The sequence below is a fragment of the Cognatundibacterium rivi genome (genome assembly GCF_018139565.1).
In the GTDB taxonomy this organism is placed as follows: Bacteria; Pseudomonadota; Gammaproteobacteria; order Burkholderiales; family Burkholderiaceae_D; genus Undibacterium; species Undibacterium rivi.
In genome coordinates this window covers 839,855-853,494 of the sequence record NZ_JAGSPK010000001.1, presented here as the reverse complement: position 1 = coordinate 853,494, position 13,640 = coordinate 839,855, and the positions used below count along the sequence as shown (strand labels likewise).

Annotated in this window: 12 protein-coding genes; 9 read left to right on the top strand and 3 right to left on the bottom strand. The window is 54.1% G+C overall.

Annotation, left to right across the window (positions count from 1 at the left end):
- Positions 1-68 precede the first annotated feature (68 nt).
- The 9 genes from waaC (at position 69) to KDM87_RS03820 (ending at position 10,367) form a co-directional block, all read left to right on the top strand.
- Positions 69-1,040, top strand: coding sequence for a lipopolysaccharide heptosyltransferase I (gene waaC / locus KDM87_RS03860; protein ID WP_212677814.1), 972 nt, complete (start codon positions 69-71; stop codon positions 1,038-1,040).
- A 55-nt stretch (positions 1,041-1,095) separates the two neighbouring features.
- On the top strand, positions 1,096-2,085 hold the full coding sequence (locus KDM87_RS03855; protein ID WP_212677813.1) for a glycosyltransferase family 2 protein: 990 nt from the start codon (positions 1,096-1,098) through the stop codon (positions 2,083-2,085).
- A gap of 49 nt (positions 2,086-2,134) precedes the next feature.
- On the top strand, positions 2,135-3,034 hold the full coding sequence (locus KDM87_RS03850) for a DMT family transporter (RefSeq protein ID WP_212677812.1): 900 nt from the start codon (positions 2,135-2,137) through the stop codon (positions 3,032-3,034).
- A gap of 3 nt (positions 3,035-3,037) precedes the next feature.
- Positions 3,038-4,318, top strand: a complete 1,281-nt coding sequence (waaA, locus tag KDM87_RS03845) for a lipid IV(A) 3-deoxy-D-manno-octulosonic acid transferase (protein WP_212677811.1) — start codon at positions 3,038-3,040, stop codon at positions 4,316-4,318.
- Between the two features lie 234 nt (positions 4,319-4,552).
- Positions 4,553-7,057 carry an adenosylcobalamin-dependent ribonucleoside-diphosphate reductase gene (locus KDM87_RS03840; protein WP_212677810.1) on the top strand — a complete coding sequence of 835 codons (2,505 nt, stop codon included), beginning with the start codon at positions 4,553-4,555 and terminating at the stop codon, positions 7,055-7,057.
- Between the two features lie 220 nt (positions 7,058-7,277).
- Positions 7,278-8,036 (top strand): molybdate ABC transporter substrate-binding protein, encoded by a 759-nt coding sequence (modA, locus tag KDM87_RS03835; protein ID WP_329604889.1) that lies wholly within the window; start codon positions 7,278-7,280, stop codon positions 8,034-8,036.
- A gap of 9 nt (positions 8,037-8,045) precedes the next feature.
- Entirely contained in the window at positions 8,046-8,723 is a 678-nt protein-coding gene (gene modB, locus KDM87_RS03830; protein WP_212677809.1) for a molybdate ABC transporter permease subunit, read from the top strand.
- Positions 8,724-8,734: 11 nt separating this feature from the next.
- Positions 8,735-9,433 (top strand): ABC transporter ATP-binding protein, encoded by a 699-nt coding sequence (locus tag KDM87_RS03825; protein ID WP_212677808.1) that lies wholly within the window; start codon positions 8,735-8,737, stop codon positions 9,431-9,433.
- A 121-nt stretch (positions 9,434-9,554) separates the two neighbouring features.
- A complete protein-coding gene (locus tag KDM87_RS03820) occupies positions 9,555-10,367 on the top strand; it encodes a TOBE domain-containing protein (protein WP_212677807.1) in 813 nt (270 codons plus the stop codon).
- Positions 10,368-10,382: 15 nt separating this feature from the next.
- Here the strand turns inward: KDM87_RS03820 and KDM87_RS03815 are convergent, their stop codons facing one another.
- The 3 genes from KDM87_RS03815 to KDM87_RS03805 form a co-directional block, all read right to left on the bottom strand.
- Positions 10,383-10,823, bottom strand: coding sequence for a universal stress protein (locus KDM87_RS03815; RefSeq protein WP_212677806.1), 441 nt, complete (start codon positions 10,821-10,823; stop codon positions 10,383-10,385).
- Between the two features lie 88 nt (positions 10,824-10,911).
- On the bottom strand, positions 10,912-12,486 hold the full coding sequence (locus KDM87_RS03810; protein WP_408058680.1) for a DHA2 family efflux MFS transporter permease subunit: 1,575 nt from the start codon (positions 12,484-12,486) through the stop codon (positions 10,912-10,914).
- 9 nt (positions 12,487-12,495) lie between these two features.
- Entirely contained in the window at positions 12,496-13,620 is a 1,125-nt protein-coding gene (locus KDM87_RS03805; protein ID WP_212677805.1) for an HlyD family secretion protein, read from the bottom strand.
- Positions 13,621-13,640: the final 20 nt, after the last annotated feature.

Genomic DNA, 13,640 nt, shown 5'->3' with positions numbered 1-13,640 from the left:
GCAAATTCCGACGCCTGGCGACGCTGTTCTTCGTTTAATCTGCCCCTGTTTTTGTGACTGACAATTCCGTGAAAATTCTGCTGGTCCGTGTTTCTTCCCTTGGCGATGTGCTGCATAACATGCCGGTTGTTGATGATCTGCTGCGCCATTTTCCCGGTGCGCAAATCGACTGGGTGGTGGAAGAAGCCTATGTGAATCTGGTGCGTCTGCATCCCGGTGTGCGGCACATCATTCCCTTCGCCTTACGTCGCTGGCGCAAGAGTCTGCGCTCGGCCGCGACCCGCGCAGAAATCGCGAGCTTTTACCGCCAGTTACGGCATGACGCCTACGATCTGATCCTCGACACGCAAGGGCTGCTGAAAACCGGACTCATCATGGGCATGGCGCGCAAGACGCCAAACGGGAAAAAAGTTGGTCTGGCGAATGGTACCGAGGGTTCAGGTTACGAAGGCATTTCGCGACTATTTCATGATCTGAGCGTACCGGTTGACAAGCACACGCATGCTGTTTTGCGCGGTCGTCTGGTCGCGGCCGCTGCGGCCGGCTATGTTGTCGACACACCAGCCAGTTTCGGCTTACGCGTGCCAACCGGCGACACCAGCTGGAAACCAGCGACACCTTACGTGGTCTTTTTCCACGGCACTGCCGGTGCGGCAAAAAAATGGGCGCGGGACAACTGGATAGCGATTGCCACCTTTTTGCGACAATACGAGTTACCGATCCTGCTGCCGTGGGGTAGCCCGGCCGAAAAAGCTGAAGCAGTAGCAATGGCGGCAGCAATACCGAATGCCACGGTGTTACCGGCGCTCTCCATGCAAGAAGCCACGATACTGGCGCAATCCGCCGCACTGGCGATCGGTGTCGATACAGGTCTGACGCATATCGCGGCCGCGTATGAAACACCGACCATAGAAATTTACTGCGCTTCACCGAAATGGAAAACCGAAGGAAACTGGTCACCGAAGATCATCAACCTCGGTGATAATGGCGCACCGCCCGCCGTCGCTGAAGTCGAACAGGCGATACGGCAATTACTATGACAACGCAGCCGCTGTCAGCACCTCCGGCAATTTGAACTGAAAAGAATACCACTGCATGCAAGCCGCCTCATCAAAACATTCACCCAAAGTCAGCGTCGTCATCGTCAACTGGAATGGCGGTGCTTTGCTGCAACGCTGCATCACCGATCTGTGCGCGCAAAGCTACCAGCCGCATGAAATCATCGTGGTCGATAATGCCAGTAGCGACGGCTCTGGTCATGCAATCGAACAGGCATTTCCGCAGGTCAAAGTGATACACGCGGGCAGCAATCTCGGGTTTGCGGCGGGGAATAATCTCGCCGTCAAACTGGCAGCGCCCGACAGCGAATGGATCGCTTTGCTGAATCCGGATGCGTTTCCTGAACCGGACTGGCTCAAAGCCCTGGTGGATGCAGCCGTTGCGCAACCTGAATTTGCGATCTTCGGCAGCCGTCTGATGGATGCCAATACCGGCACCCTGCTCGACGGCGTCGGTGATGCTTATCACGTCAGCGGGCTGGTCTGGCGCGAGGCGCACGGGCAGCCATTGCAGCCATCGTTTTTAGAACGCCGGGAAATTTTTTCGACCTGCGCCGCCGCGGGTTTATACAGGCGCGATGTGTTCGATGCGATCGGTGGTTTCGATGAAGATTATTTTTGCTATGTCGAAGATATTGATCTCGGCTTTCGCTACCAGTTGCTCGGCCACCGCTGTTTGTATGTGCCGGAATCGGTTGCCAATCATGTCGGCTCGGCGCTGACTGGCAAACGCAGCGATTTCTCTGTGTATTACGGCCACCGTAATCTGGTCTGGACTTTCGTTAAAAATATGCCCGGCATCCTGTTCTGGCTTTGCCTGCCTTTGCATGTATTACTGAATCTGATCACGGTTGCCTATTTCATCAAAGCCGGTCAGGGCAAGGTCATTCTGCGCGCCAAGCGTGACGCCTTGTACGGCTTGCCGGATACCTGGCGCAAACGCCGCGCAATTCAGTCGCAGCGGGTCGCCAGCATCAGCCATATCTGGCGCTTGCTGAACAAGAAACTCAGCCGCCGCGCGACTTAGGGTATAGTCCTGCTTCTTCAAATTTCTGCATTATTTTCTTTTTTACCACATGACTATCCGCAAGAGCCTCGACGGCAACGCCATCGGTCTGATGTTACTGCTCTGCCTGTGCTGGGGTTTACAACAAGTGGCGGTCAAAATGGCCGCGCATGCCATCAGTTCCACACTACAACTCGGCTTGCGCTCAGGCATTGCCGCTGTGTTAGTGCTCGCTTTAATATCAATCAGAAAAATTCCATTCGCGCTGACGGGGCCGCATCTGCGCCCGGGTTTGCTGGCGGGCCTGCTGTTCGCTGGCGAATTTCTGGCGGTATCGTACGGACTGAATTTCACGACGGCATCACATATGTCGGTGTTTTTATATACCGCGCCTATCTTCACGGTGCTCGCCCTGCACTGGCTGATTCCGGCAGAGCGCCTGCAGGCGCGGCAATGGCTGGGGATACTGATGGCCTTTGGCGGTGTCGCGATTGCGTTTTCCGGCGCGTTTGGCAATAACCCGCGTGCCATGCATGACATGCTGATCGGTGACAGCTTCGGTATTCTGGCGGCACTGCTGTGGGCATCGACAACGGTGGTGATACGTAAATCGAGCTTATCTGAAGCAGAGCCGACGACCACGCTGTTTTATCAGCTCGCCGGGGCAGCTGTTGCCTTAACCGCTATTGCCTATGCGCAGGGCGACAATGTGTTTGCAGCGTGGGATCAAGCCGCCTGGATCAGCATGTTGTTTCAAAGTGTGGTGGTGGCTTTCGCCAGTTATCTGGCGTGGTTCTGGCTGATGCGTCGCTATCTGGCATCGCGCCTGTCTGCGTTTTCGTTTCTGACGCCGCTGTTCGGTGTCGCGGCGGGTGTCGTGCTGATGAATGATGTTGTCAGCCCGCGCTTTGCGATTGGCGCTGTGATGGTACTCAGTGGTATCGTGCTGGTGAATTTCAGAAAAAACTAATCCATGCGCCTTCTTTATTCTTTCGTCTGGGGTTTATCGCTGCCCTTCGCCGTCTTCCGCCTCTGGTGGCGCGGTCGTCGCGAGCCAGGTTACCGCCAGCACATCGCCGAACGCCTGGGATTTTTTCCGGCTTATCAAAAGCAAGCAACGATCTGGGTACACGCCGTGTCGGCAGGTGAAACACGCGCTGCGGAACCTTTGATACGGGCGTTGCTGGACACCTATCCGCAGCATCATCTGTTACTGACACACATGACCGCGACCGGACGTGAAACCGGCGGCAAGCTGTTTGCCGATGTATCGTCGCGGCTGACGCAGGCATTTTTGCCGTATGACATTAACTGGATGATGCGCCGTTTTCTGCGGCATTATTCTCCGCGCCTGTGCATACTGATAGAAACAGAAGTCTGGCCGAATCTGATCGCTCAATGCAAAGAATTGCAGGTACCGGTCACCTTGGTAAATGCGCGCTTATCCGCAAAATCGCTGAACAAAGCACGTCGTTTGTCCGCCCTGATGCTGCCGGCAGCGCACGCAATCAGCGCTGTTGCTGCACAATCGAATCCGGATGCGGAGCGCTTGCGTAAACTCGGTATCAGCGAACCGCAAGTCACAGGGAATATGAAATTTGATGTCACGCCGCCAGCACTGATGGCAGAACGCGGCATCGCTTTACGCCGCAGTTTTGGCGAGCGTCAGGTCATCCTGTGCGCCAGTACCCGCGACGGTGAAGAAGAACTGATCCTCGCCGCGTTTCAGGAACAATTTCCCTTGCTGACAGAAAAGCCGCTGCTGATCATCACGCCACGCCATCCGCAACGTTTTGATCAGGTCGCGGGCATGCTGGAAGCACGTGGCATTTCGTATGTGCGCCGCTCAAGCATCGATCATGCAACGATCGCACCGATAGCCGGTGATGTACAGATATTGCTGGGCGACACCATGGGTGAAATGTATATGTACTATGCCGCTGCCGATGTCGCTTTTGTCGGCGGAAGTCTGGTGCCGCTGGGCGGACATAATCTGATCGAAGCCTGCGCCATGGGTAAAGCCGTACTAACAGGGCTGCATACCTTTAACTTTTCCGAAATCACCGATCAGGCCATTGCGGTCGACGCCGCTTTGCGGGTGGACGGCGCGCGGAGTATGCTACGTGAAGCGCTTGCTTTACTGGGTAATGATAAAAAACGCAAAGCTATGGGGCAACATGCACATGCGTTTTTTTTACAGCATCAGGGTGCAACCGCCCGCACCATGGCGATTCTGGCACCTTACCTGAGCTAAGTCACAAAATCAGAAGCTTTCCGGCATAGCAATTACTTACTGAAAAAATTGCTGAATCAGTAAGAACTGACACAAGAAATGCTGAACAGGCAGGGATTTTGTCTGCCTTGATACCCATCAAGGCAAATCAGCCCCTGCCCCATATACTGAAGCGCTGCCCAACTTAGTGGCGCTGGCTTCAAGACAATAATCGATACGATAATCTGTAATCCTCACTGAGAAATTAAGCTGATAATGAATGCGAACGTACAACTCCCGGGAATCACTGACATGGCGCCACAAGAAATCTCTCTCGATGTTTTATTAGAAAAATACGCGAAGGGCGAAGAAGCCACTATTAATGATGTGCAGGCACGCGTCGCCAAGGCACTCGCCAGCGTTGAACAAGCGGACGTGCAAGCCTATTACGAAGAAAAATTCTTATGGGCGCAAAAAAACGGTTTTGTTCCGGCTGGCCGTATCAATTCCGCGGCTGGCATGGATTTACATGCGACACTGATTAACTGTTTCGTGCAACCGGTCGGTGATTCGGTATCCAGCCCGACCGATGGAAAACCCGGTATTTATGCGGCACTGGCAGACGCGGCGGAAACCATGCGACGCGGCGGCGGTGTTGGCTACGATTTTTCCAGCATTCGTCCTAAAGATGCGCTGGTGCGCGGTACACGTTCGCGCGCCTCCGGCCCGGTGTCTTTCATGCAGGTGTTCAATGCCTCATGCTCAACCGTCGAATCTGCCGGTGCGCGGCGCGGTGCACAAATGGGCGTGTTGCGCGGCGATCATCCCGATATTCTGGAATTTATCCGCTCGAAAGACGAAGGCGGCCTGACTAATTTTAATATCTCCATCGGCGTCACCGATGAGTTCATGCAGGCGGTCGCTGACGATACAGATTTCTGTCTGGTACACAAAGCCGAGCCGAGCGAAGACCGCAAAGCGGCCGGCGCGTATCAGCGCGAAGATGGACTCTGGGTCTATGAAACACTGCGCGCCCGCGACCTGTGGGAAGTCGTCATGAAATCGACTTACGACCATGCAGAGCCGGGCATTCTGTTCCTGTCACGCATGAATACAGAAAACAATCTGTATTACTGCGAAAAAATCGAAGCGACCAATCCTTGCGCCGAACAACCTTTGCCAGATTATGGCTGCTGCTGCCTCGGTTCTATCAATCTGACACGCTTCGTCAAAAATCCATTCTCGCTCGGCACCAGCTTTGATTTTGAAGCATTTAAATTAGTCATCACGGTGGCAACCCGTATGCTCGACAATGTGCTGGACGCCACCGCATGGCCACTGGACCTGCAAAAAGCTGAAGCGATGTCGAAACGCCGCGTCGGACTGGGTTTTCTCGGCATCGGCAGCACACTGGTGATGCTGGGCATACGCTACGATTCTGACGAAGGCCGCGAATTCGCCCGTCAGGTATCAGAAGTTCTGCGCGATACGGCGTATCTCGCTTCCGCCGAACTGGCAAAGGAAAAAGGCGCATTCCCCTTATTCGATAGTCAGAAATATTTGTCCGGTTCGTTCGCGCAACGTTTGCCGAAAGCAGTTCGTAAAGCCATAGAAAAAAATGGACTGCGCAATTCTCACCTTCTGTCGATTGCACCAACCGGCACCATCACACTGGCTTTTGCAGACAATGCATCGAACGGTATCGAACCTGCATTTTCATGGGTCTATAACCGTAAAAAACGCATGGCCGTTGGCGATGCACGTATCTATGAAGTCGCAGATCACGCCTGGCGTTTATACCGCGCGATGGGTCACGATGTGTCCGACGACAGCAAATTACCGCATCAGTTCGTCACTGCGCTGAATATGTCAGCCAGCGACCACATGAAAATGCTGCAGGTCGTACAGCCTTATATTGATTCGGCGATCTCGAAAACAGTTAACGTCCCGGCCGATTATCCTTACGAAGACTTCCAGAATCTGTACATGGACGCATGGCGTGCCGGACTCAAAGGTCTGGCAACCTATCGGCCAAACAGCATACTAGGCAGCGTTTTATCGGTCGCCAGCGCCACACCGGAAACCGAAGTGGCCACAACGGTCGCGCATCAGCAGCATGATGAAGATTTGTTGCGCAAACAGTTTGAGGGGCGTCCTTTCGGCGATCTGGAATCGATCACCTCTAAAGTACAGTACACCACTTATGAAGGTAAAAAAACGGTGTACCTGACCGTCAGCTTCATACACGTACAGGGTATGGTCGGCGGCGAAATGATCACGATAGAACGTCCGTTTGAATTCTTTATGCCAGCCGGTCAGAAAAACGACGGTCAGCAATGGATTTCCGCCAGCATGCGTCTGCTGTCGATGGCGGCACGCTCGGGGGGCTCCATCGCTAAAGCACTGGCGGATATGCGCGAAGTGGTGTGGGATAAAGGCACCGTCCGTTGCGGCATGCTGACCAAAGACGATGGCTCGCAAGCACCGCTGTTCCACGAATCCGAAGTCGCCGCCATCGGCTACGCCTTGCAGCGCATCCTGATGAAACGCGGTTTTCTGGATGCCTCTGGCAATCAGATTCCGGTGCATGTGCTGGCCGAGAAATTTAAATCCCGCCTGCAACAATATGGCGTCAATGATCTGACCTACGTCGCGGAAACTGCGCCTGTATCGTATATCCCGAGCGGCAAAAAATGCCCGGATTGCGGTGCATATGCATTGCAAAAAATCGACGGCTGCAGCCGTTGTGTTTCCTGCGGCTACGTCGGCGCTTGTGGCTGAGCATTAACGCCTTCGCCACAATTCAGCCCACCGTTTGGTGGGCTTTTTTGTATACCTGCTTCCGCATTACCCGCATATATTGCCGCTTAGATAGATTGCCGCTCAGATTGCCGCTTAGCAAAGATTCCTGACCTGAATCAAGATTATCTGGGCTCGTTCTTTGATAGCGTTATATATAAGTGTATATTACGACTTCTGTTCAACTCACCGGAGCTGTCACGTGCAAACGACAACCTTGAAACGCCTGCTGTCGGCAGCTGTACTGGTCGGGGTGTCGAATCTCGCCTGCGCAGCAGAAATTACAGTTTCGGCAGCCGCCAGTCTGACCAATGCGTTCAAAGAAATTGCACAGAATTATCAGGCGCAATACCCGGAAGCCAAAGTCTCCCTGAACTTTGCGGCATCAGGTGCCTTGTTGCAGCAAATCGCCAAAGGCGCACCGGTCGATGTGTTCGCCTCGGCAGACCAGGAAACCATGGATGCAGCAGAAAAACAGGGCTTAGTAATGGCGAGTGAACGTCATGATTTTGTACGGAACGCCCTCGTTCTGATTGAACCTGTCGACAGTAAAATCGCCATCAAACGACTCGACGATCTGAATCAGGCAAATATCAAACGGATTGCGATTGGCAATCCGGCCAGTGTGCCCGTGGGTCGCTATACCATGCAGGCGCTGGAAACTGCAAAACTGTGGCCAGCACTCGAAAGCAAAACCATCAGTACGCAAAACGTGCGGCAATCTCTCGATTACGTTGCCCGCAGCGAGGTCGATGCTGGCTTCGTTTATGCCACCGATGCCGCGATCATGAAAGACAAAGTCAAAGTCGTGCTGGAAATACCGACTGCCACAGCAATCAGCTATCCGGTTGCGCGCATCAGAAATAGCCCGAATGCTGAAGAAGCGAAGCGCTTCATCAACTATCTGTTGTCCGCACCGGGGCAGACAGTGTTGACGAAATACGGATTTAAGAAAGGCTGATCGTCTGATATGGATGTCGCATGGAACGCGCTGCTGCTGTCGCTGAAAGTTGCCGGTTGGGCGACCGCACTGAATCTGGTTGCGGGTATCGCGGTCGGCTATCTGCTGGCACGCGTTCGCTTTCCCGGGCGCGATCTGCTCGACACCTTGCTGACCTTACCGATGGTGATGCCACCAACAGTGCTCGGATATTATCTGCTGGTCTTGCTGGGACGCCGCAGCTGGCTTGGCGCATGGCTGCAGGATCATCTTGGCATCAGTCTGATTTTTACCTGGCAAGGCGCCGTCATTGCCGCTGCCGTCGTCGCGTTTCCTTTAGTCTTTAAACCGGCGCGAGCTGCATTCGAAGCAATCGATGGTCAGCTCGAACAAGCCGCGCGCGTGCTGGGGATTTCGGAAATAGGCATATTCTTTCGTGTGACGCTGCCGCTCGCATGGCGCGGGATTCTGGCCGGGGTCTTACTGGCGTTCGCCCGGGCATTAGGTGAGTTCGGTGCCACTTTAATGATCGCCGGCAGCATCCCTGGCAAAACACAAACCCTGTCCATCGCCGTGTATGAAGCCGTGCAGGCCGGGCAGGACGATGTCGCCAATACGCTGGTGTTACTGACCTCGGTCGTCTGCATCAGCGTGTTACTGCTGGCAGGAAAACTGGCGCCGGGGCGCATCGCCCACCGCTCTTCATAATGGAATGGCCTATGCAGTTTGATCTCCACATCCAGAAAACACTGATCTCGGGCACACGCCGGTTTGAGCTCGATATTCAGTTCACCAGCGATCAGCAGCGCGTCGTCATCCTTGGCGATTCCGGCGCAGGCAAGAGCCTGACACTGAAAGCAATCGCCGGATTACTGACGCCGGATCGCGGCCATATCCGCCTCGGCGAAACGACTTTATTTGATCATCAGCAGCGCATTCATCTGGCGCCGCAAAAGCGGAATATTGCCTATCTGTTTCAGGAATACGCTTTATTCCCACACCTGAACGTGCGCCAGAATATCGGCTTCGGGCTGACGCAGGGCTGGCGTAATCCGGACCGGCAACGCAGCAATGAAAGAGTCGATCATTGGTTAGCTGCGCTGGATTTACAAGCAGTCGCCGATCAGCTTCCGCATGAGCTTTCGGGTGGACAAAAACAGCGTACGGCGCTGGCACGGGCACTGGTTGCAGAACCCCGGGCTTTGTTACTGGATGAGCCATTCGCTGCGCTTGATCCTTCCCTGCGTATTCTGATGCGCAACGAGCTCGATACTTTGCAACGTACATTGCAAGTACCGATGATACTGATCACGCACGACCCGGAAGATGCCCATGTTTTTGGCGATCATGTCGTGCATTTGCGCGATGGAAAAATTCGCCAGCACGATGCACCGGTCGTACTCAGCCAATGCGCATGAAGAATGGCTTTATCAGAACTGACGAAGAAAAAAGGCAACGTGACTTCAGCGCTGCTGCCGATACTGCCTATACTGCCTATGCCACCCGCTTCCGGAAAATATATTTAAGACAGGTGTTTGTATGACGAGCAAAGAAAAAACGATCGCCTTACATGGCTCAGTCTGGATGACGGTTGACGGGGAAAATTTTGGCGGCAAAGGCCGGATTGCCCTGCTGGCGCAAATCGCCGGGTGTGGCTCGATCACACAAGCTGCCAAAGCCATGAAGATGAGCTATAAAGCGGCCTGGGATGCGATCGACAGCATGAACAATCTGGCGGGCGAACCGCTGGTTGAACGACTGACTGGCGGCAAAGGCGGTGGTGGCACCAGGCTCACACAACGCGGTCAGCGACTGGTCGATAACTTTCACATTATCGAACAGGAACATCGCGATTTTATCCGGCAACTCAGTCAACAAGCAGATGGCATCGCCGACGATTTTTTACTCATCAAAAAAATGAATATGAAAACCAGCGCCCGCAATCATTATCTGGGCAAAGTCACGCACATCCGACTGGGCGCAGTGAACGACGAAATAGAACTGACGATTGCTGGCGGACAAAAAATTGTCGCCGTCATTACCCATGAAAGTACGGAAGAGCTAGGCTTGCAACCGGGTGCCGAAGCATTTGCGCTGATCAAATCGTCGTCCATCATAGTCATGACAGAAAATCAGAATGCCCGCTTATCGGCGCGCAATCAGTTAAGCGGTATCGTCACACGCATACAACCGGGTGCCGTGAATACAGAAATCATCATCACGATGGACGGCGGCAGCACACTGGCCGCCATCATCACTAATGAAAGCTGCACCGCGCTGGGCTTGCAGACCGGCACAGCTGCCACCGGCATATTCAAAGCCTCGAGCGTGATACTGGGTGTGCCTGCATGACAGGCGACGATTAAATCAACGACAAACCAATACCGGTATAGTTGAATGTGTGAGTACCTTCTGCGTTTCGCTGCCGAGTAACAAGGCATCCAGCCCGCGTCTGCCGTGGGAGGCCATGAAAATTAAATCACAGCCATGCAGCGTCGCTGCCTCGATAATTGCAGCATAAGGCTGCTCTGCAATCTGCGACAGCGTTGTACACGAAACACCATGCATCTGCGCCTGCTTTTCTGCCGCAGCAAGAATTTCCTGACTGATGTCATTCGCGATATCGCGCAAAGTTGCAGGTGTCTGTGCAGAAAAAATACCACCCAGCCCGTCATACATGGTGGCGGCTTGCGCGGCGCAGAAAAAACTGATGCGAGCACCAGACTCTTTCGCAAACAACACTGCTTTTTCTAAGGCTGCCTGCGACAGTGCAGAGCCATCCGTGGGAACAAGAATATGTTTGAACATGAGAATTCTCCTGATATCCATGAGAAGTGAAATGACTTGGCTGACCGGCATACGCTACGCCGGTCAGTCGCGCGATGAACCTTGTTGTCTAATGACCACCTGCCCCCGGCTCGACTACCCTGCTTGGTTTCGGCGCCAGCCAGATCACCGATGCAGCAACCAGAAATGCGACAGCGATCCCCATCATTAACTGATTCGTCGCCAGCATCACGCTTTGACTGGTGACCAAAGAATCAATGGTTCCCCGCACCACATCGATTGCCATTCCTGAGCTTTCCAGCATTTTCTGCACGCTCAGATCGGTATCGGTGAGCCCGACCAGTTCGGCATGATTACGGGAGATCTGATTATCCCAGACGGTTGTCACCATGGAAGTCGCAAACGCACCGGATAAAGTCCGTAAAAAATTCATCAGACCTGCAGCAGAATCCATTTCGCGTTCCTCAACGCTGGCCATCGCCAACCCGGTTGTCGGTATGAAGAAAAATGGCAAACCTAAACCCATGAACATCAACGGCATGGCGATATCCCAGTAGCCCATATCTGTCGTGGCAAAAGTGCGCCACAAGGTCATCAGACCCAGCCAGGCAACACCGCCAAATACCAACCGGCGCGGATCTGTTTTAGATGAAAGACCAGCCGCTACGGGGGCGACAAAGACAGCAAAAATACCTGTCCATGCCGTGACCATACCTGCCTTGGTTGAGGTGTATCCCATGAAGGACTGCAACCATTGCGGCGTCAATACATTGGCTGCGAAAAACGCCGCAAACGCCACACTGATCGTCAGTACGCTGACAGAAAATCCGCGATGCCGGAACACCCGCAAATCGACAATCGGATGCTCTTCATGAAACTCCCAGATCAGAAAGATGACAAAGCCGACCGCCGCCACCAGACTTAACAGCACGATTTCTGTAGAGGCAAACCAATCCAGCTCTTTTCCTTCGTCCAGCACGAGTTGCAAAGCACCGACCCAGATCACCAGCAATCCCAGCCCGACTTTGTCGATAGGATTGATGACTGGATTTTTTTCATAGCGTTTGAGTAATTGCCACGCCATCGCAGCGCATAAAACGGCAATCGGCAGATTGATATAAAAGATCCACGGCCAGGAAAAATCATCACACAGATAACCGCCAAGTATCGGCCCCAGCACCGGTGCGACCAAGGTCGTCATCGACCATAAACCGATCGCGGCCGGTGCTTTTTCTTTTGGAAAAATCCGTAGCAATAGTGTTTGCGATAACGGCATCAACGGGCCACCCGCAAAACCCTGACAGATACGCGCGAAGACCAGCATGCCGAGAGAATTGGCGAGACCGCACAGACCGGAGAAAATGCCGAACATTGCCATCGCTATCGTGAATACACGCACAGCACCAAAACGCGCAGCCAGCCAGCCGGTCAACGGCACAGTAATGGCTTCTGCCACGGCATACGAGGTAATCACCCAGGTGCCCTGACTGCTGGTCGCGCCCATTGCGCCGGCGATCGTTGGCACGGACACATTCGCAATAGTCATATCCAGCACGGCAATAAAATTAGCAGCGGCCAGAATGATGGCAGCGAACCAGAGCATGCCGCCGGTCAGCGGCGCATCTTCCGGTGTGCTCCCCGGCGGTGTAGTGGGTGCTCCGCTCTGCAAAGCATTCGCTTTCATATTACCTCCTTAGCGTTGCTGCTCGCGGGTATCAATGCGGGCGCTCATGGAAAGGCCAACTTTCAGCGGATGCGCTTGCAGTTCTTTGGCATCAAGCTTGATACGTACCGGTAAACGCTGTACGACTTTGATCCAGTTACCCGTCGCATTTTGAGCCGGAATGGCGGCGAATGCAGCGCCGGAGCCGCCCGAAAAGCCTTCCACTATGCCGTGATAAGTCACGCTGCTACCGTGGATATCCGCCTGCAATGCAACAGGCTGACCGGCGCGGACGTTTTCCAGTTGCACCTCTTTAAAGTTCGCATCAACGTGCATCTCTTGCACAGGCACAACCGATAACAATGGCACGCCGGACGAGACGCGCTGACCGAGCTGAACCTGGCGTTTAGCAACAATGCCGTCAACCGGCGCACGCACGACAGTGCGTTCCAGATCAAGCGCAGCCTGATCACGGCGGGCGCGGGCCAGCGCAACTTCCGGATTATTTTCTTCGCTGACATTCGCTATCAGGACTGCGTTGGCCTCGCGCGAGCCCAGCGCCATATGTTGGTTTGCCAGCGCCTGCGCAGCGGCGGCGCGGCTCGCTTCCAGATTCGCTTTCGCTGTTGTAAACGCGTTTTGTACACGGGTCAGCTCATCACCGGAAACCGAGCCTGAGGCAGCCAATGCCTCGCGGCGTTGCAGATCAATTTTTGCCCGCTCGAAATCAGCTTCCGCCGCACGCAACTGCGCCGCTGCTTTTTTCTCATCGGCTTCGCGTGCCGTGATCTGCGCTTTCAAACTGGCATCATTGGCGACAAACCCTCGGACCCGGCGCACAGCACGATTCAGATCAGCCTCGGCCTGCGCCAGCGCCAGGCGCGCATCTGCAGGGTCTATCCTGACCAGGATCTGACCTTTTTTCACGGCCTGGGTATCCGTGACCAACACTTCGTTAATCGTGCCGCCGACGGCCGATGTCACCTGCGCCACTTCGACGGCGGCGTAAGCGTTATCGGTAGAGACAAAATGCGAGCCATATGTGAACCAGTAAACACCTGCGGCAATCGCGGATAAGGCCACAACACCGGCTACACCGCCGAGTAATTTATTACGTCTTTGTACTTTATTTGCGTTCAGATTCGTTTCAGACATGGTAAAAATCCTTCAGATAA